The sequence below is a fragment of the Akkermansiaceae bacterium genome, from assembly GCA_017798145.1.
GTDB lineage: Bacteria > Verrucomicrobiota > Verrucomicrobiia > Verrucomicrobiales > Akkermansiaceae > Luteolibacter.
Genome location: CP059069.1, coordinates 2,987,310 through 3,006,301, shown reverse-complemented (window position 1 = coordinate 3,006,301; position 18,992 = coordinate 2,987,310). Strand labels below are relative to the sequence as shown.

The 18,992-nt window shown below is 59.0% G+C and carries 15 protein-coding genes and 1 tRNA gene; 11 read left to right on the top strand and 5 right to left on the bottom strand.

The genetic code is table 11. The features are described from left to right. The first annotated feature begins 117 nt into the window (after positions 1–117). Complete coding sequence (locus HZ994_12830; protein ID QTN33159.1) at positions 118–1,935, top strand: RNA polymerase sigma factor; 1,818 nt, start codon at positions 118–120, stop codon at positions 1,933–1,935. A gap of 9 nt (positions 1,936–1,944) precedes the next feature. Then, the gene (locus HZ994_12825) at positions 1,945–3,246 is read left to right on the top strand and encodes a hypothetical protein (protein QTN33158.1); all 1,302 of its coding nucleotides are present in this window, start codon (positions 1,945–1,947) and stop codon (positions 3,244–3,246) included. A gap of 394 nt (positions 3,247–3,640) precedes the next feature. On the opposite strand, the gene HZ994_12820 is transcribed toward HZ994_12825, so the two are convergent. Next, on the bottom strand, positions 3,641–4,453 hold the full coding sequence (locus HZ994_12820; GenBank protein QTN33157.1) for a hypothetical protein: 813 nt from the start codon (positions 4,451–4,453) through the stop codon (positions 3,641–3,643). Positions 4,454–4,934: 481 nt separating this feature from the next. On the opposite strand from HZ994_12820, the gene HZ994_12815 reads away from it, so the two are divergent. The 7 genes from HZ994_12815 (at position 4,935) to HZ994_12785 (ending at position 11,214) form a co-directional block, all read left to right on the top strand. Further along, a complete protein-coding gene (locus tag HZ994_12815) occupies positions 4,935–5,336 on the top strand; it encodes an AraC family transcriptional regulator (protein QTN33156.1) in 402 nt (133 codons plus the stop codon). Positions 5,337–5,686: 350 nt separating this feature from the next. Continuing rightward, positions 5,687–6,853 carry a tyrosine-type recombinase/integrase gene (locus tag HZ994_12810; GenBank protein ID QTN33155.1) on the top strand — a complete coding sequence of 389 codons (1,167 nt, stop codon included), beginning with the start codon at positions 5,687–5,689 and terminating at the stop codon, positions 6,851–6,853. Between the two features lie 65 nt (positions 6,854–6,918). Continuing rightward, the gene (locus HZ994_12805) at positions 6,919–7,527 is read left to right on the top strand and encodes a hypothetical protein (protein QTN33154.1); all 609 of its coding nucleotides are present in this window, start codon (positions 6,919–6,921) and stop codon (positions 7,525–7,527) included. Positions 7,528–8,025: 498 nt separating this feature from the next. Next, positions 8,026–8,313 carry a hypothetical protein gene (locus HZ994_12800; GenBank protein ID QTN33153.1) on the top strand — a complete coding sequence of 96 codons (288 nt, stop codon included), beginning with the start codon at positions 8,026–8,028 and terminating at the stop codon, positions 8,311–8,313. Next, positions 8,310–9,242, top strand: a complete 933-nt coding sequence (locus HZ994_12795) for a hypothetical protein (GenBank protein QTN33152.1) — start codon at positions 8,310–8,312, stop codon at positions 9,240–9,242. The genes HZ994_12800 and HZ994_12795 overlap by 4 nt, the downstream gene beginning before the upstream one ends. Then, positions 9,239–10,729: a hypothetical protein gene (locus tag HZ994_12790; protein QTN33151.1), complete on the top strand. Its 1,491-nt coding sequence runs from the start codon at positions 9,239–9,241 to the stop codon at positions 10,727–10,729. Before HZ994_12795 ends, HZ994_12790 begins: the two co-directional genes overlap by 4 nt. Positions 10,730–11,061: 332 nt before the next feature. Next, on the top strand, positions 11,062–11,214 hold the full coding sequence (locus HZ994_12785) for a hypothetical protein (protein ID QTN33150.1): 153 nt from the start codon (positions 11,062–11,064) through the stop codon (positions 11,212–11,214). 281 nt (positions 11,215–11,495) lie between these two features. Here the strand turns inward: HZ994_12785 and HZ994_12780 are convergent, their stop codons facing one another. After that, on the bottom strand, positions 11,496–12,773 hold the full coding sequence (locus tag HZ994_12780; GenBank protein QTN33149.1) for a sel1 repeat family protein: 1,278 nt from the start codon (positions 12,771–12,773) through the stop codon (positions 11,496–11,498). 223 nt (positions 12,774–12,996) lie between these two features. Beyond that, a tRNA-Ser gene (locus tag HZ994_12775) sits at positions 12,997–13,081 on the bottom strand. Between the two features lie 147 nt (positions 13,082–13,228). Here HZ994_12775 and HZ994_12770 point away from each other — a divergent pair. After that, positions 13,229–14,734: a sulfatase gene (locus HZ994_12770; protein QTN33148.1), complete on the top strand. Its 1,506-nt coding sequence runs from the start codon at positions 13,229–13,231 to the stop codon at positions 14,732–14,734. A gap of 25 nt (positions 14,735–14,759) precedes the next feature. Then, positions 14,760–16,031 carry a DUF418 domain-containing protein gene (locus HZ994_12765; GenBank protein QTN33147.1) on the top strand — a complete coding sequence of 424 codons (1,272 nt, stop codon included), beginning with the start codon at positions 14,760–14,762 and terminating at the stop codon, positions 16,029–16,031. Positions 16,032–16,039: 8 nt separating this feature from the next. On the opposite strand, the gene HZ994_12760 is transcribed toward HZ994_12765, so the two are convergent. Together HZ994_12760 and HZ994_12755 are read right to left on the bottom strand one after the other, a co-directional pair. Continuing rightward, positions 16,040–17,596 carry a methionine--tRNA ligase gene (locus HZ994_12760; protein QTN33146.1) on the bottom strand — a complete coding sequence of 519 codons (1,557 nt, stop codon included), beginning with the start codon at positions 17,594–17,596 and terminating at the stop codon, positions 16,040–16,042. 250 nt (positions 17,597–17,846) lie between these two features. Further along, the gene (locus HZ994_12755) at positions 17,847–18,836 is read right to left on the bottom strand and encodes a TerB family tellurite resistance protein (protein ID QTN33145.1); all 990 of its coding nucleotides are present in this window, start codon (positions 18,834–18,836) and stop codon (positions 17,847–17,849) included. Positions 18,837–18,992 lie beyond the last annotated feature (156 nt).

Sequence of the window (18,992 nt, the reverse complement as noted above, 5' to 3'; positions counted from 1 at the left end):
GTCCGGACAGCCGGTCTGGGTCCCATATTGTATTAGAAGATGAACGTTTCCACTGCATCCGATTCCGAATTGCTGGCTGCTTGGAGCGGCCAAAGATCCGAGACCGCTTTTCACGCGTTGGTCGGCCGCTACGGCAATCTGGTTCACATGGCGGCCCGGCGCACCTGCGGCGACGGAGCGCTTGCCGCAGATGCTTCGCAGCTGGTCTTCATCCTTCTCGCACGCAAGGCTCCCTCGCTTGTCAATCATGCTTCGTTGGCGGGTTGGTTGCACGTCACCTCAGTGAGGACCACCCGCGATCTGATCGACAAGAGGCGCCGCGAGTCCCGTAAGCTCGAACGTTTCCAATCCGTCATGGAACCCAACGCCGATACACCCGATGAGTCCTGGAGAGAAATCCAACCGGTGCTCGACTCGGCTCTCGCCGAACTTGGCGATAAAGACCGCGAGGCATTGCTGCTGCGCTTTTACCGTGCGCTCAGCGTGAGAGAGGTTGCCGGGATGCTCGACATCACCACCGCGGCGGCACAAAAGCGGATCGACCGCGCCACAGAGCGGTTGCGCGAAAAACTGGTCCGGCGCGGTAGCCGGGCGGGTGGGACGCTCGCCGGCGTGCTGGCCGCCGGGTTTGCCTCCGACGCCCAGGCTGCAATACCCGCCGCACAGGGCATCGCCGCCAAGGCCATTTCCTCGACTACGACCGGCGGTGCGTTTTTTCCGGCCGCCATTGCGATGAAAGCGACCTCCCCACTGATCCCCGCCGGTGTCCTGGTGGCAGGAGGGATCTGGCTGGCCACCCAGCTAGTGTCCATCTCCCAACTGGAAGAGAGCAATGCCCGCATGGCAAGCCAACTGGCCAAGGGGCCTGCCGGGGCGGTCCCCAACCTACTAGCGCCCGTCAAGATCACTACTGCGCTCGACAGCATACCGGTGGATTGGGCGGAAGTGGCCCGGCAGCTCAGGGCTAGCGTGCGCTCCGGCGGGCTCGATCCTTACCCACGCTTGCAAGAGCGTTTCAGCGCGATGGATCTGGATCAGATCAACGCCGCGCTGGATGAAATCGCTACCGTTCGTTTGGGCAAAGACGACAGAGAGCTGCTTGAGGAGCGCTTCGGTGAGGAGATTTATCTCAAGGGTGGCGCCAGGATGGCGCTGGAGCGTTTCCTGCCAGTGATGCATACCGGGAACTGGAAATGGACAATGGGTCGATATTTCAAGAAGTGGATGGATGCCAATCAGGAGGAGGCTCTTCCCTGGCTTGCGGAGAATGTGGGGAAAATGAAAAGCCTCTCCTACGGCTTTTTTGAAGAATCGTTCCATCCGTTTCTCGCCTCCTCCCCCGGAACGGCGAGCCGTCTGTTGGAAGTAATCCCACCCAAGCGGCGACTCGAAGCACTGCGGTCGCTTTCGAATCGAGCAATGCCCGAGGCCAGCCAGATCGCCTGGGCGGATGCCGTCCGCAAGCACGCACCCGAGGCGATCACTTGGCCGATCATGAACTGGTCCGACGGTGACGGCGCACCTTTTACGATGGCCGAGGTATCGGGCTACATGGAACGGATCAATGCCAGCAAGGGGGAACGCAAAGCATGCATTTTCGCCGCCGGGTGGGCGGGTTCTGCAGGGGATCAGAGTGATCGGGGTTGGGAGCGAAAACTCCCTGACTGGATTATACGATTCCGGGAATGGGCGGCGGGTATCGAGCCGGAGATCGTGGAAGAGGCAACCGGGTTGGCTTTGGCGGGTGGATACAGCGTTTCCCAGGAAAACTATGGGCTTGCCCTGAAATACCACCGTTCAAGCGGGGACGACAAGATACTGCTACCTCTGTTGGATCGGGATCCGACCGATGAAGAACTTCCACTCGCCCGGGAACTCGCGGAGCATCTCACGGACGGTGCGCTCCGGGAAAAATATCTTAAGAAATTCAAGTAAGTGAACGCCATGCGGGTTCCCATCTATCTCACTCCCCTCCTGCTCATTTCGCTGGCCGTGATTGGCTGGCGCAACCATCTCCACACGCGGGAGCTACGGGACCAACAGGAAAAACTCGTGTCACGGGCGCGGGCGGACGGCTGGATGGTGGATCAACGTGCTCCCGGCGTAGCGGTAAAGCCTGCCCGCAACCGCCGACCGGATCCCATGGCAATCGCCAACGAAGCTGCAACCGCGCTTGTTTCCTACGCGAGGGAACTCCCGTTTCCCGATGACTATCCCGCCGATCTGAAACGGCGTCGCATCCTGCTCGAATCCGAGCGAGTCCAGAGCCTCAGCGGCAAGCAGTTGAAGGTCGTTATCGAGGAACTCCGGGCGGCCACCGAGATCGAAGATGGCGTACGGGCATCACTCCTTGTGTTCACATTGGAGCGGCTTTCGAAATCCCATCCTCAGGACGCACTGGAGATATCGATCGCGGTGAAAGCTCAATCATATCGCGGTGATTTTGCGGCCGAAATCATGGAAACCTGGGCGGAGCTTGATTCCGCGCGAGCCAAGGGGTGGTTAGATGCAAACCTCGAAGTGATAACGGAAGAACAAAAGGCCGGATTTGAGCGCGCTTTGATCGCGGGAGCCGTCATCGGAGACCCTTCGCTCGCACTGAAATGGTTTTCCGATTCCGGTTCCGGGGTGTCCGGTCTGATTGCACGCAGGGATTTGACCCCGGAACAACGGCAGGCTTTTCTAACGGCACTCCGATCATGGCGGAAAACCTCCGCAGGTGAAGCATTTGCCCCTGATGACCATGCGGCAGTTCTAAGCAATCTGGTTTTTGGCAGAAACGATTCGGGAGACCTTTCTCTCAAGAACGTGATGGAGTTTTGGAATAATGTCCGGCTGGATGCAGAGGAGATCAGCGCATTGTCCCGTATTCACATAGCTTCGCGGGTCAATCCGGAGGAATGCGTGGAATTCTACAAATGGATTGGACGGAACCTACCGGAGGAAGCTGCAGCAAGATGGCAATCCACATTGCTTTACAATCCCTCCACTTCCCAACGCATCCAAGAATGGCTTGAAAGCGAAAAAGCGGAGACTGTTAAAAGCAGGCACACCGATAGCGACTCATTGGAAGTCGATGAACCGGATGACACCTATCCGGTCGCAAAGGCTGTTCCCGGAAAGGCCGGGTTTGTCTTCAGCCCATACAACAATCGGATTGTCGATGTGCGAGGACTTTCCTCCGGGACGATGGTGCAAGATCCAAGCATGGAACCGGGTGAAAGTCGTACTTTCCGGGTACCGTAAGTCACCGTGCCCGGCCCCGGCAAAACCACCACTGGCACAAGAGGCAAGGCTTCCTCGACATCCACCTCATCGCCACCACACGCTGGAAGGACGTCCCCGAGGAAGTCTGGAACTGCACCCTAGGCGGCTACCAGGTTCTAAAGAAGCGGCTCAGCTACCGCGAGCAAACCCTCCTCCACCACCCGCTGACCCCCGGCGAGTCCGAGCAATTCACCCACCACAACCGCCGCATCACCGCCCTCCTCGAGGAGAACGGGGCGCTGGATGCGCACTGCCGGGCGGCGTGTGAGCCCTCAAGTATGGCTCTCGCCGATAGCGCTCAATACGACTCTCCGTATCCATACCGGGGCGACGCCACGGGCTGCGATGGTCGTGGGGGTCTTGCCAATGAGCCTCATTCACCGCCAAGGGCACTTTCGAGTTTCTTCTGCCAATCCGCCTTCTTCTCTCCAATCAGCTTGTTGCCTTTCTCGGCAATCTTCGAGAAATCCGACATCTCCTGCACGCTCACCTTGATGAAAAACGGCTTGCTGTCCTTGGGTAATTCAAAAAGCCCGGATTTCAGATTGCCACGCGGAGAGAAAACCGTGTCGCCCCCGACCTTGATCCCTTTCGCGACCATTTGGTCTGCATCTATAATCAGCGTCGCATTATTCTTGCCGGCGGACGGGGAGGAAATGTCTATGTCAACGACGAGATCCAATGTGCCTTTCCACCAAGGCGTGGCGGATTTTGCATACATCACTTTCGCGGACAGCATCTCGATGTAATGGTAGTTCGTACTACCGAAACGCTTGACCTCGAAATCCAGGACGGACGCTTGCGTAGCACCCGTGGATGTGGATATCTCCCTAGTGACGGTGAAACCCTCTAGCCCGTTGAGCGGGTAGCCGAGTTCAGTTCCGGAATAAGTGATCGAGAAATTCTTCGTCGCTTTCTCCGCCCCTTGGATGACTTCACCCGCCACATAAGATGCGATTGCAGCAGTAGCGGACGTGCTGAGCATTTTTGTAGAACTTCTGGAGCTTGTCCGGATATCCACCCTGACCACCTCATCCTTGTTGCGGAAGGATCTCGGATCAGCCACGACCCTCGTGATGCCCACTTCGACGGCATCGGACACGGAAGAGACCGTGCCGCAGGATGATAAGACGAGGGGGTAAAGAATGAATGCCGCGAGGGTTCCGATGATATGTCTGTTGTTCATGTTATTCCGGTTTGTTTGAGGGGATTTATCTCACGCCCCCACGCTGATCCCCGCGACGTTGCTCAACTGACCGATGCGCTGGGAGTCATTGGTGTGGATTGTGCGGTATTTCCTTTGGTGTTAGAGTGGGCAAGGGGCGGTGTAGTTGGGGCGGGTGTCCATGACGAGGAACTGCCATCCGTGGCCGGTGTCCTTCTGGATCTCGTCGGCTTCCATGCCGTCCTTGTTCCAAAAGTGCCCGCTCCCCCCCCAGGTGGGCTGACAGAGATGCTGGAAGGTGTGGCGTGGTCATTGAATGGACGGCTCTATGATCGCTTACCATGCAATGCGGATGTCGTGCCTTTGGCAACATGCCAGAGCGTTCCAATTCGGAGGCTTGTTCTGCCATCTCTGATATTTTGCCGTGTCAAAATAAGCACGTGATGGATCCGTTGGAATGATCTTGCCGCGCTTTCGTCCGGCTGATAGTTGGTGCGCCCGTATGAGGATTGTGCGCGGCGATTCCATGTGGGTGGTTCTGTTTCCGGACAGGCGGTCTCCGGTTTATTTGGAGAGGCTGGCGTTGCAATGCGGTTACCGGGTGGGGGAGCTTTCGGAGGCGCTGGGGCACTCGGAAAGATATGTGCATGAGGTGTTCGGCAGGGATGTGGGGTTGCCTCCGAAGTTGTGGTTGCGGTGGGAGAGGATGGTGGTGGCGAGGCGATTGCTTGGTGGGGGGATGGATATGCAGGAGGTGGGGGAGCGACTCGGGTTTTGCGAGGGGGGAGGATTCCGTAGGGAGTTTCGGCGGATCTATGGGGTGCCGCCAGGAGAGTATGCGCGGCAGTTATCGCGGCGCGAAATACCCGCTCAGGCGGCGACAGCAATCACGCCCATCTGGTAAGCGGATTAAGGAGTTGCGATGGCTAGGGCGGATTGCCCGAAGTCCTTCCCATAAGGGTCGCATGAAATCCCCCACCACCAGCGGGCAACGGCCTAACTTACTGCCACACCATCGCCGGGCACCTAAAAACAAGACCCTTTCCCCCGCCCTGAGACGCCACGCCCGCACCCCTGCCAGCAGGGGTGCGGGCGTGGCGGAGGGGGTGGGATTCGAACCCACGGAACCCCAAAAACGTTTTTCGACGTGTCAGGAAATCCGCGCTAGGCTTTACCCTGCATAGAAAAACGAGAATGGACGTTGACGGACTTCCTCGGCTTTGGTATAAGTGAGGGTATAACCAAACCGACCCCATGGCCTTCATATTCAAAAACCGAAACACCTCCAACTGGCTTGCGGGCTTCCGCGACATCACAGGCAAGCGTTGCAACCGCTCCACCGCCCTGCCCGCCACCGAAGCGAACCGAAAAAAGGCTCTGCGCATTGCCGACGAATTCGAAGCCGCCGCCAATCGCATGAGGACGGCGCAACAGGTGCGCCGGGTGATCTCCGAGCTTCACAAGTCCATCACCGGGCAGGACATGGCCGTTGTCACCATGAGCGCCCATCTTGAGCGTTGGAGGAAGGCAAGGCAACCCACCGTCTCCCCCGCGACCGCAACCACCTACAAGCAGGCCGGGGACGCGTTCATTGCCTTCCTTGGCGAGAAGGCGGAAAACGACATTGCCATGGTGACGCGGGAGGATGTGGAAAACTTCCGCGACGATCTTTCCAAGAACAAGGCACCCGCCACCGCGAACAAGCTCATCAAGGTTCTGCGGATGGTCTTCAAGGATGCGCGGGATCGCAGCCTCATCGTGGACGACCCGACGGAATTCGTCCGCCCCGTGAAGAAAGGGGTATCGGTGAAACGTCGGCCTTTCACCGTGGCCGAGGTTCAGAAGTTGCTTGAGCATTGCACCGGGGAATGGCGTTCCATGGTCTTGATCGCCTTCTACACCGGGCAGAGGCTTGGTGACATCGCCCGCATTCGCTGGGACAGCTTCGACCTGGACAAAGGCACCTTCCAAATCGAAACCGTGAAGACAGGCAAGAAGCTCTCATTGCCAATGCATCCGGACTTGCAGCGCGAGCTTTCCGAGTTGCCCCGCCCGATCAGCGGCGACCTTCACTTGCACCCGGAAACCAACGCCATCGTGGAAGCTCAGGAAGGGCGGGTGGGGACTCTCTCAAACCAGTTCGCCCGCATCCTTGTTGACGCTGGCCTTCGGGAATCGGCTTCCCATCAGAGCAAGGGGAAAGGCCGCGATTCCAAACGCGGCGAAAGCACCCTCTCTTTCCACTCACTGCGGGCAACCGCCGCGTCCATGCTCCATGAGGCGGGCGTTGCGCCGTCGGCTGTGATGGAGCTTATCGGCCACGATTCCGCAGCGGTTCACCAAGGCTACGTGAGCGTTGGCGGCGATGCTCTGCGCCAAGGAATCGCCGCCCTCCCTTCCGTGATCGGAGGCGCGAAATGAAAGCCGGAAACACGCCCGAGAGAAACGCCCTGAAAATTCAATCCACAAAATGAACCATCACGAACATGAGTAAGAGCAACCATCTAGACCCGGAGACGCGACAGGGTCTTAATCGGGCGGCGATGGATGGGAGAAAGTTGATCTTCGAGAAAGACGGCGAACCGCTGAGCGTCGCTTCCGTCTATTTCGCCCTAGAGGAAATCCATAAGAGTAGGTCTTTACGGTGCCTGCCATACTCACGACAAGCTTTCCCAGACCGCTTGTTATGCCGTGAGAATTTCGAGGAGGTGGATCTACCGCCCGAGGATGCCATTCGCGTGATTACCCGCGCTTTGCGAGAGGGGGAAAAGGGGAAGAAAATACTGAAAGCCGCACTGGAGTTAAAACCGCCCGCAAAAGGCGCGATCCTTGCGCGATACATTGCGAACGAGTTGACGATCCCGGAAGGCGGATGGCCGAGCAAGGATGATGAAGAGAGGTGGCAGGATGTTGTGTCAGACAAAGTGAAGTGGCAGAAACCCACGAAGCGGCAAGTTGAGCGGGAATTGGAAAAACGGTACCCTGAAATCTACGAGCGATTGTCCAAGAAGGATGGGAATGGAGGTAAATTGCTACGTTCCAATTTTTGGGATGATGCGGGTTTGAAGGAAGTGATCGATCAATCACGGGGGTAGGGTTAATCAAGAGCGGTCACTTTTTTTAGACCCCTGAGCGAATAGCTGTAGCCGTCCTGCGATGTTTTAGTTTGTGTGTCATGCAACCTGCACACACAAAAACGAAAACGACTGCTCCCCGCACACGCGGGAAGAATAACCAAGCCCCACAACTTCAAAGCGACTGGGTGAGAATCCCAGCGGCCTGCGCAATAGCGTCATGCAGCCGCTCGACAATTTACGCCCATCTGGACACGGCGGGCGGAAAAATCGCTACTGCGTGCATAAAAAAAAGAGGGGCGACTCGGGGCATTAGGCTCGTGAGCCGTGCCTCTGTGATCGCATGGCTCGACAGCTACGCAGAACAACCCATCGCCCAATAACGACAAAACCCGCGCGAACGGGGCTTGTCTAGGAAGGCGATTGGAAGTTGCCGAGACGATAGGCCAATGGAGCGCGGGATTCAACCTAAACGAATCCCAAAATATGACACCTAGATATAGAACCGAACCCTTTGACGTGAAGCCGTATCTCATTGAGATCGAGAAAGTATTGCCCAACGTAACTTCGGCGCTCAAGTGCCAAGCAATCCTAGCCTCACGTGATTTCCTCCTACTCTCCGCAAGTGATTTATCCAAACCTCATCCTTCAGTATCAGCTATTCGGATGCTGGCCAGGCATTTAGAGAACCTGTTTCTCTGCGGAGTTGATCCGGAAGGTTTGTTGGCAGGAAAGACCCTGCCCGATAAAATTATCGTTTCGATGATTCCCGTCCCCTGCATTTTTGATGAAGGAGGGGCACGATGAGCGCCACCCTTGAATCACAAGCCGGGAATCGGGCATTGCCGCAGTTCATCCGCGACATGATCGCATCACCGCCGAGTCATGGCGAGGGAGTTCACCAATGGCTCTTCAAGATCGCCCGCCAGCTCCACGCGCACCGCTCCGAAGACGACATTGCCGACCTACTCGCCGCCGTCACGGATGGGTGCGGGCGGCACGTTCCAGCGTCGGAAATCGCCGATGCAATCGCAGCGTCCAGAGAATGCGCATGGCGACCCACAGGAGGCACCCGCACCGCATCAAAACCCGCTCCGAAATTCCCTGCGGTGAATGAAGCTGCCCGCGCCGAAATTATCACACGGGGGTTCACGCTCGCCGACCTGCGGAGCGAGTCACCGATTGTCTGCACACCGGATTCCACCAATGCGGAGTTTATCGCCGATGAACTCTTCCCCGGCAACCCGCTCCTATGCGTCGGGCGGAACAATGCGAAATTCAGCACGGAACCACGGGAATCATTTCGTGGGAAACTTGCGGAAATGTCCCTGATTGTCCCATCGCCTATGTCGGCTCTAACAGGCAAGCGAAAGAAAGATGGAAAACCATCCGCGCACACCCTCGACAACACAGGGGAGCGTCATTACCTCGTCACCGAGTTTGATTCCGGCACCTCCGACGAACAGGCCGCGATCATCTGGCACTTGAAGGAGTTTGCTCCGCTCGTCATTGCTCTCTCATCCGGCGGTAAATCGCTCCATGCGTGGTGGGACTGCCGAGGGATCACCGGGAACATCACCGCCTATTTCTTCCGCTATGCAGTGTCTCTTGGGGCTGACCCGGCGACGTGGCGGCTCTCGCAGTTTGTCCGACTCCCCCAAGGATGGAGGCACGACAAGAAGCGGCGGCAGGAAGTCTATTTCTTTGACCCTAGCGCGAAAGGATCTGAACAATGAACACGGCATGGAAAACACCGCCTGAGCTTTTGGGACTGGCACCCATCGAATCCTTAATTGGCGAGCCAATACCATCCGCATCGCCGGAATCCGACCTAGCACAGCAGGGACTCGCTCTTGAGCTTTCCCGTTTCGCCAACTCCGACGCAGGCAACGCGGAACGGTTTCAGGCCATGTATGGGAGCAACGTCCGGCACGTTGCGGAGTCCGGTCAATGGCTCGTCTGGGATGGGGCGCGATGGTTGCCGGATACTTCTGGCGAAGTTGTCCGGCTCTTCATCGCCACAATGCGGGAACTTGGGGCGCAAGCGTTCCGGCACGATGATTTCAAGGTGCGCGAGGAGTTGGCGAAATACGCCCTGAAATGCACCAACAACGACAAGGTGCGCAGCGGTTTGGAAATGGCGAAGTCGATCCTGGGCATGACCGTCCGCGTAACCGAACTCGACTCCGATCCTTGGCTCGTCGGCACCCCCAATGGAGTGATTGACCTCCGCACCGGATCACCCGTTGCGCCGGATCGTCGGCAGCTCATCACGAAGTCAATCGGCACACCCTACGTTGCCGGGGCGGAGTGTCCGCGATGGCTGGATTTCATCGACACCGTGACGGCAGGCGACCGGGAGCTTGCGGAATATCTGCAAGCCGCCGTCGGCTACTCCCTCACGGGACTATGTCGGGAGCAATGCCTATTTTTCCTCCACGGGACTGGATGCAACGGGAAAGGTGTTTTCAGCGAAACGATCAAGCGGCTCGTCGGCGACTACGGCCAGACCGCGCCCGAATCGCTCTTCACCCGCGACCGCAACTCGTCTGCCACAAATGACGTTGCCCGTCTCGCCGGATGCCGTCTCGCCATCGCCGCCGAACTCGATGAGGGGAGCGCGTTCGCTGAGTCGCGCATCAAGGCTCTGACAGGCGGCGACACCATCACCGCTCGTTTTCTTCACAAGGAGTTCTTTGACTTCGCTCCCACCCATAAATTCTGGATCAGCGGAAACCATAAGCCGACCGTTCGCGGCACCGATCAAGGAATCTGGAGACGGTTGCGCCTTGTCCCTTTCACCGTCCGCATCGCCGACGAAAAAAAAGATCCGGCACTTGTCGAGAAGCTGGCCGGGGAAATGCCGGGGATTCTCAACTGGGCGTTGTCGGGTTGCGCGGTGTGGCAGCGGCATGGGCTGACCACGCCGGGATGCGTCCGTCGAGCTACTGAGGATTACCGCCGCGAGGAAGATGTCATCGGGCAGTTTCTCGCCGACTGCACCGTCGAGACACCGGGGACACGCACCCCCACCACCTCCATATTCCAGAGATACGGCCAATGGTGCGCACGGGAGGGCATACTGCCGAGATACCAGCTCTGCGCCCGCAGGCTCATCCGGCGCATCGAAGAGCATGGACACGTACGGAGCAAAAACAACGGCACCCCCGTCTGGGTAGGGCTGGGGGTCGCCCGATCCGGGGAGCTTGGGGAGGATATCTAGTGAAATGCGGTAAATCCCCCTCACTCTCTCTCGTGAAGGAAAAGCCGCAAAATGAGTCCAATGCTCCCCAAGCTCCCCAGAAGCGCGACGACCACGCACACACACACACACCTGCGCAACCACCGAACAGGCTTTGGGATCTTCGCGTGAGAGTAAATTTTTTGTAGGGGGGCATATATAGGATGTTTGCACCCGTAAAAATCCGCTAGGGGGGTACCAGCCTCCTTCGCTCCGATGCTCCCCGGCAACCCCATTTTCCCTTCCCATACTGCCTCTCCGCTGTATTCTCCACTTCAGGTGAAAAGGCAAATTCACACTGGCTACCCAAGATTATGAAAGATTTTAAGGATACGTTATTAGGATTATCAATTATTGGAATTCCTATTTTAATAGTCATCATAGTGCTTGTTAAATCTTGTCAGGAAGGAGGCGTTCCTGAGGAGCTACATCCAACAAGACAATATCACGGTGGCGGTGAGCTGTAGAGGATGCACATCGCCTCAAAATCCCCCGGCAATCCTGCCCCCCCCCGCTCCGGCCAAGTCGGAAAAACTGCAAGTAATATCCAAGTTCAAAAAGGTTCGTAGTTACCGGAAGCGCAAGACGGTTGCGCTGGCGGGCTACCCTAGCTCCCCACCGCAGCGAGTCCCGCAGCCGATAGCAGCCCCTCCCGGTGCCAGCGACGGGCAAGGGCAATCTCCCGTTCCGTGATGTTCGCAGCTCTTGCTCCCGGTCGTGATGCTCCTCGTCGGCGGCGGCAGCCGGATCACTTCTGGTGCTTCTCCATCCACTCACGGCTGAGCTTCTGTGCCTCAGTGATCTGCTCTTTCGTCATGCGGTCAGTGAGGGTATTTTTTGATTCCTTAGCATCAGCATCACCCTGCGCACTTGCTAGGTTGAACCACATGTAACCGATGACCTTGTCCTCCTGCACTCCTACGCCTTCACTATAGCAAAACCCCAACTCGTATTGCGCATCTGCATCACCCTGCTCCGCAGCTCTACGATACCACTTCACAGCCTCAACCTTGTCCTCCGGCACTCCTTCGCCTTCGCTATAGCAGACACCCAAGGCGTATTGCCCACCTGCGCCTCCCTGCTCAGCAGCTCTTCGATACCACTTCACAGCCTCAACCTTGTCCTCCGGCACTCCTTCGCCTTTAGTGTAGTAAAAACCCAATAAGAATTGCGAATCTGCATCACCCTGCTCAGCAGCCTTGCGAACTTGCTGTAGTTTCCCCTCTGGCACTCCGTCGCCTGCTACCTCGGGAGTCGCTTTCGCGGTGGCGGCGCTATTGGTAGGAATCTTCAGCGATTTTAACACCTCTTCTCGCAATTCGGCTTCATGCAAGTTGATTTTGGCAATCTCGGGAAGCTGCCCGCTAACGAATTTTTCTAGGTGTGACATCGACGATTCGATGTCAATGATCTTGCCCGTGTTTGGACTTCGCACAATTACCACCCAACCATTGAGATTCTCTGTTTCGGGTGCTGAGAAGCGGGCTTTGCTCCCGAGTTGGCGGAATTCAACCACTGAGCACTGCGAGTGGTAAATTGTCTTATCGTTGCCGCTGCCTCTTACGGCGTAGAATTCAAGTCCGACATGGCCATCTCCGCGAATCGATTTCAATTCCACCTCAACGACCCGTCCGGACTTTCGATAACTCTCAGTGATTGGAGAAATGGTGGCTGTGCCGTTTAGGTTGTAGCCGTCGTAACTATAGAGTCGGACACTAGCGACGTAGTCACCAGTGTCTCGTTCCTGCGCTGAGCTACTTACAACCATTGTCTTGGCCGAGACCCGCACATCGTCATTCGTTCGGAAAGGGAGCGATTGGAGCGCTCTCTTCACATCGTCAGGGATGATGTTGCCGAACGGGATTTCAAGCTCTTTTTGGTTATCATCCCGTTTCAATATCACGCCACTCCGGTTCCATGCTAGCCCGGTCGCTTCGATCGTGCGACCGTCTGGTGAGTGCCACGTATCAGCGAGAAGCGAGGGAATTAAGGTGCCTATGATTACCAGGGGCGTTAATCGTCTCATCGATCAAAAGTGTCCGAATGCTTTGGTAGTGTCGAGGGGGAAGTGATTCCGGCCTATCGAGCCGACAACATACTGGCGCGATCCGCCTTAGAGCCCCCATCCGATAACGCAACAAATCCGCATTAGAAGACCCGCCGACAATTTGCCATTTTTTGTCCGCTGGTATAAGTGGCGGTATAAGCGAGCCCTTCCTGTTGGGTGAAACCATTATGGAATAAGGGGGCGGAGGGGGTGGGATTCGAACCCACGGAACCTTTCGGCTCTCCAGTTTTCAAGACTGGCGCAATCGACCACTCTACCACCCCTCCGTTGGGGAAAATCGCGTGGATGCGGGGGACGGTATGGGGAATGGGCGGCGCATTTTCAAGGAAATTCAGCGATGGGAAATCCGGCTTGCACCCTGCTCAGGCCTTACACCTTTGACACGGGCCCTGTTTCCGGCAGGATTCGCGGAAATGAAAGCCCTGCTCGCATCCATGCTCATCGCCCCGCTGCTGCATGCCGCAGACAAGCCCCGCAACGTCGTCTTCTTCCTCGTCGATGACCTGGGCGTGACGGATGTGAACCTCGACGGCTCCGATCCGTTCTACGAGACCCCGAACCTCGCGAAGTTTGCGAAAACCGCGGTGAATTTCGCCAACGGCTACGCGAGCTGCCCCGTCTGCTCGCCAACGCGCTCTGCGATCATGACAGGGCGAAATCCGGCACGCACCAGCAACACGAACTATTTCGGCGCGCCCAACGAGTTCCTCGACGCGATCCCGCAGGACTACGATCCGGTGCGGGATTTCAAGCAAGCCAACAGGAAATTCGGCGCCCGGGGCAAGTATCCGCTCTGGCCCGCGCCTTACCTCGGCAGGCTTCCCGATGGCACCGTGACCTTGGCGCAGGCGCTCAAAGGGCACGGCTACGCCACCTTTTTCGCCGGGAAATGGCATCTCGGCCACGAAGGGAATTACCCTCAGGACCATGGCTTCGATATCAACATCGGCGGTGCCGAGGGCGGTGGTCCCTACGGCGGGAAAAAGTATTTCTCACCCTACGGGAACCCGCAGATCAAGGACGGGCCACCCGGCGAGCACCTGACCGGGAGGCTCGGGCGGGAGACGGCGGATTTCATCAGGGCGAACAAGGAAAAGCCCTTCCTTGCGTATCTCTCCTTCTACGCCGTCCATACACCGCTGATGGCACCGGAGGCTTTGGTGAAAAAATACCGGGCGAAGCGCGAAGCGCTGGGCCTGGGCGATGAGTTCTCCCCCGAGCCGCCCAGGCAAAACCGCACGGTCCACTCCCACGCGGTCTATGCGGCGATGATAGAGACCATGGATTCCGCAGTGGGAGAGGTGCTCGACACGCTGGAGGCGGAGGGGCTTGCGGAAAACACCCTGGTCGTCTTCACCTCCGACAACGGCGGCCTCTCCACCTCCGAGGGTTCGCCGACCACGAACCTGCCCTACCGCGCCGGAAAAGGCTGGCTCTACGAGGGCGGCATCCGCGTCCCCGTCCTTGTGCGCAACCCAGCCACCGGCCACGGCGGGAAAACCTCTTCCGAGCCGGTGTATTCCACCGATTACTATCCGACCATCCTCGCCGCCACCGGCCTCCCTGCGCTCCCGGAGCAGCACCTCGACGGCACCTCCTTCCTGCCGTTCCTTGAAACGCCGGACGCAGCGCCGACCGGTCGCCCGATGATCTGGCACTACCCGCACTGGGGAAATCAGGGTGGCTCCCCCGGCACCGCGATCCGCCAGGGCAAATGGAAACTCATCCGCTGGCTCTGGCCCGAGCGCACGGAGCTTTTCGACCTCACGGCGGATCCCGGCGAGAAAACCGACCTCGCCGCAAAGGAGCCGGAGACCGTCGCCAAACTCAGCGCCCGGATCGATTCCTTCCTCGCGGAAACAAAAGCCCACTGCCCCGCGAGGAACCCGGATTTCAAGGGCAAGTTCGGGAAGTGGTAAGGGCGTTCGGGAAATGCCCACCTCCATGAACCCACCCCCCTTTCCGGAAATCGCGACGCCCAGGGCGTCGCCGCCGCCCTTGCCGGAACATTACGGCAAGCCGCTCGCTCCGGTGGCGGCCGGGGAACGCATCGCCTCCCTGGATGTCCTTCGGGGGCTGGCGCTGCTGGGGATCCTAGCCGTGAACATCCTTCACTTCAGCTACCCGCTGGAGCAAAGCGGGCTGAGGGGCTGCTTCTGGCTGAGTCCTGCGGATCGCGTGACTGACTGGATTTGCGCGTTCCTCGTCGAGGGGAAATCCTATCCGCTTTTCTCAATTCTTTTCGGCCTCGGGTTCGCGCTCCAGATGGACAGGGCTGAGGCGCGGGGGCTTGACCACACGGCCGTTTACCGCCGCCGGCTGTTCATCCTCCTGGGTCTCGGGCTGGCGCATGGGATACTGCTCTGGGATGGCGATGTGCTGCTGCCCTACGCGGTTTGCGGTTTCGCGCTTTTGCTGTTCCGCAAGCGCAAGGCCGTGACGGCCATGGTTTGGGCGGCGGCCCTCATCCTCCTGCCCGCCCTGCTGATCCTGCTGATGGGGCTGCTGTTCCTTGGCATTCCGGAGCTCTCCGCCGACATGCAGGAAACAGAGCAGGAAAGGAGCGAAATGGTCCGAGCCTTCGTGACCGGGGATTACGCGGATGCGGTTTCGTATCGGCTCAGGGAACTGGTTTTCACCATTCTAACGGTAGGGTTCTACGCTCCATCCTTCCTCGGGCTGTTTCTCATCGGGATGGTTGCGGGACGGGAAAGGATCATCACCGCGGTGGCGGAAAACCGTCACCTCCTTGCGAAAATCCTGGTGCTGTGCGGAGCGGTGGGGCTGGCCGCGAATTTCCTGGGTGCTTGGGCGATGATGAGCGGTTCGGCCGGGGAAAGCTACGGGCTGATGTTCATCGGGATGGCGATCATCTCGGTCTTCGGGCCGGTGCTGACGGCGGCATACATTGCGGGGATCGTGCTGTGGATCGAGCGGCGGCCCTCATCCGTTTTGCTGCCTCCCCTCGCCGCAGTCGGGCGGATGGCGCTGACCAATTATCTGGCGCAATCCCTCATCGCGACCACGATTTTCTACGGCTACGGATTCGGCCTCGGCGGCGGCATGGGCAGGCTGGGGACGCTGGGGATTGCGCTGCTGGTCTTCGCCGTGCAGGTGGCGTTCAGCGTTCTCTGGCTCAAGCGTTTCCGCTACGGCCCGATGGAATGGCTGTGGCGCAGCCTGACCTACGGGAAGAGGCAGACTCTGCCGCTTTGACTTCGCCTCTACTCAGGCTTGAAGGCGATCCTTGGGAAAACCGGGGAGGGCAGCTCGACCTGGTGGCCGTCCGGGATGAGGCCCCACCTCAGGTCGTCGAGCCGGATGCCGGTGAGCATGGGAAGCTTGACCTGCTCGGCGAGTTTTGCGGCGGCCTCCGGGAGGACGGGTGAGAGCAGGACGGCGCAATGCGCCACGGACTCAGCGAGGTGGTTTAGCACGGTGGCGATGCGGGGCTTGTTTTCCGGGGACTTGTTGAGCTCCCAGGGCTTGAGTCGATCGATGTATTGGTTGCAGTGGACAACGTGGCGGTTGATGGCCTCCAGGGCGATGGAGACCTCGTGGTTGTCCATCGCCTTCCGGTAGCCGGCGGTGTTGTCTGCGAGGGATTGCTGGAGGGCGGTATCGTCATCGGCGGGCGGGCCGCCGGGGGTGATTACGCCCTCCGCGTAGAGGACGCTCATTTTCACGGCGCGGTTGCAGAGGTTGCCGAGGTCGTTGGCCAGCTCGGTGTTGAAAAGCATCACGAGGCGCTCGACATCGAAGTTCGCGTCCCTGCCGGTGTGGATGTCGCGGACAAGATAGTAGCGGAGGGCATCGGTGCCAAAGGTATCGGCGAGCTCCGAGGGATCGACGATGTTGCCGAGGGACTTTGACATTTTCTCGCCGCTGCGGTTCCACCAGCCGTGGACGAGGAGCTGCGGCATCCGCCCATCCGCAAAGCCGAGGGCGCGGAGCATGGCCAGCCAGTAGATGCCGTGGGCGGGGACGAGGATGTCCTTGCCGATGATGTGGACGGGGCGGCCTGTCCAGATGCCGTGGAAATCCGGCAGGCTGGCATCCGGGGTGAAGCCGGCGAAGGAGATGTAGTTGATCAGCGCGTCGAACCAGACGTAGGTGACGAAATCCGGGTCGAAGGGGATCTCGATGCCCCAGGTGAGGCGCTCCTTGGGGCGGGAGATGCAGAGATCCGCCCCGGTGTTCTTGTCGAGGGCGTTGAGCAACTCGGATTTTCGGAACGCAGGCAGGATGGTGTCATCCGATCTCTCCAGGAAATCGCGCAGCCACGGGGTGTGGTCGGAGAGCTTGAAGTAGTAGTTTTCCTCCTCGATCTCGGTGACCTCTCCCCACTCCGGGCCGAAATCGCCGGCCTCGTTGCGGTCGCGGTCCGTGAGGAACTGCTCTTGGCGGACGGAGTAGAAGCCCTTGTAGGTCTTCTTGTAGATCTGGTCCTTGGAATGGAGGTCAGTGAGGATGGACTGCACGCAGGCGATGTGGCGAGCGTCGGTGGTCTCCGCCCAGCCATCGTAATGGACGCCGATTTTCTCCCACAGCGCGGAGAAACGGGCGGTGACGGTTTTTACGTAATCCGCAGGGGAAACGCCTTCCTTTTCGGCTGTCTGCTGGACTTTCTGGCCGTGCTGATCCACGCCCGTCAGGAAAAACACATCCTCCCCGGCAAGGCGGCGGTAGCGGGCGATGACATCGGCGAGGACTTTCTCGTAGGCATGGCCGATGTGGGGTGAGCCGTTGGTGTAATCGATGGCGGTGGTGAGGAAAAACATGGCTTTCAGAATTCAATCTCTAGATTTCGACTTTCGGGGAAGAGGCGGGCTGGCTTCAGGATGATTGGCATCCGCCGTTTTACGAACCAAAACTCGTTTCGGCCCTGTGGAAGCGGGTGGGGGGGAATCCGTACCCCGATGAGCATACGGAGCCGGCCGGCGAAAGGGAAAGGGTAAGAAAGGATGCCCCACACGGTGGCTGGCGTGGTTTCCGTCCGGAGCCGCGGGCAACGGCGGATTGGATGCCGTTTCACTGTCCGCGCACCATGGCCATGACCTTTCCGAGATCGAGGTTCGCCGCCTGCTCACGGATCTGCGGGAGGTGTAGGGTGTGGAGGTTCTGCGCCTCGTTGCGCAGGCTTTCTGCGGCCTGCTTCGGGTTCAGGCCGGCCCAGGAGCGGCCGTTCCCGTAATAGCGTTGTGCAAGGTGCCCGATGGCATAGGTGCTGCCGAAGGAGAATGCGGAGCTTGTGATCTGGTTCACGGCGGTCTTGCCAAGCGAGCCTGCGGTCTTGCCAAGCATCTTCTTCCCGAGGCCGCCGGCAAGGCCGCCGAGCAGCTTCCGCGCGAAACCCTCGACGATCTGCGAGGTCGCGCCGATCCCTGCGGCGGCGATGAATTCCCCGATGTGCCTGCGGTCGAGATCCACCCCATGGAGTTTCCCTACCGAGTGGACGAGCTTCATCTGGAGCGGGACGATGGCCATGGTGGAAAGGGTCTCGGGCAGCAGCTCGAGGGCGGCGTTGAGAATGGAAAAACGCAGCACCAGCGAATCGACCTCCGCCTGCGCCGGGCCGGATGGGAAGGGTGGGGCGATGACGGGCAGCTGTTCCGTTGCGATGGCGGCGATGGGCGCGGCGGCCAAGGCGTCCGCTTCCATGAGGGTGGTTTCCGTCCGGGCGGAATCCAGCTTGAGTTCCTTTCCGAGCTGGCGGAGGAACTCCTTTTCCTCGGGGCAGGTCTGGCCGTCCGCCTCACAGACGCAGACGGCCATCTCGTAGGCGAGCTGCCGCCATTCCTGGGAATCAAGACCGGCCGCAGCCGAGGTGGCATCGATCTTGCGCAGCAGCACCTTCTGATAGAGGGCGGCGGGATGCATCTCCGGCGGCAGGATGCTCTCGCCGATCTGCTTGAGCTCCTGGCGCTCCGCCTCCGAGGCGCTGCGATCCGCAAAGGCGGCGAGGAGGCAAATGCCGTAGAGGGATTCCTCGGGGGAAAGGGTGGATGGATGATCTGACATGCGGCGAAGGTGCGGCATGTTTCCCAAGATTCAAACCCAATCGGCAACCAGCCCTTCGCTCCGAGACGCTGGAACTCCAAGCGCAGCTCGTGCCGGGTGGGCTTCGCCTCCAGGGAGTGCAGGACAAGGGAAAAGCCCAAGCATCCGGGTATGGCC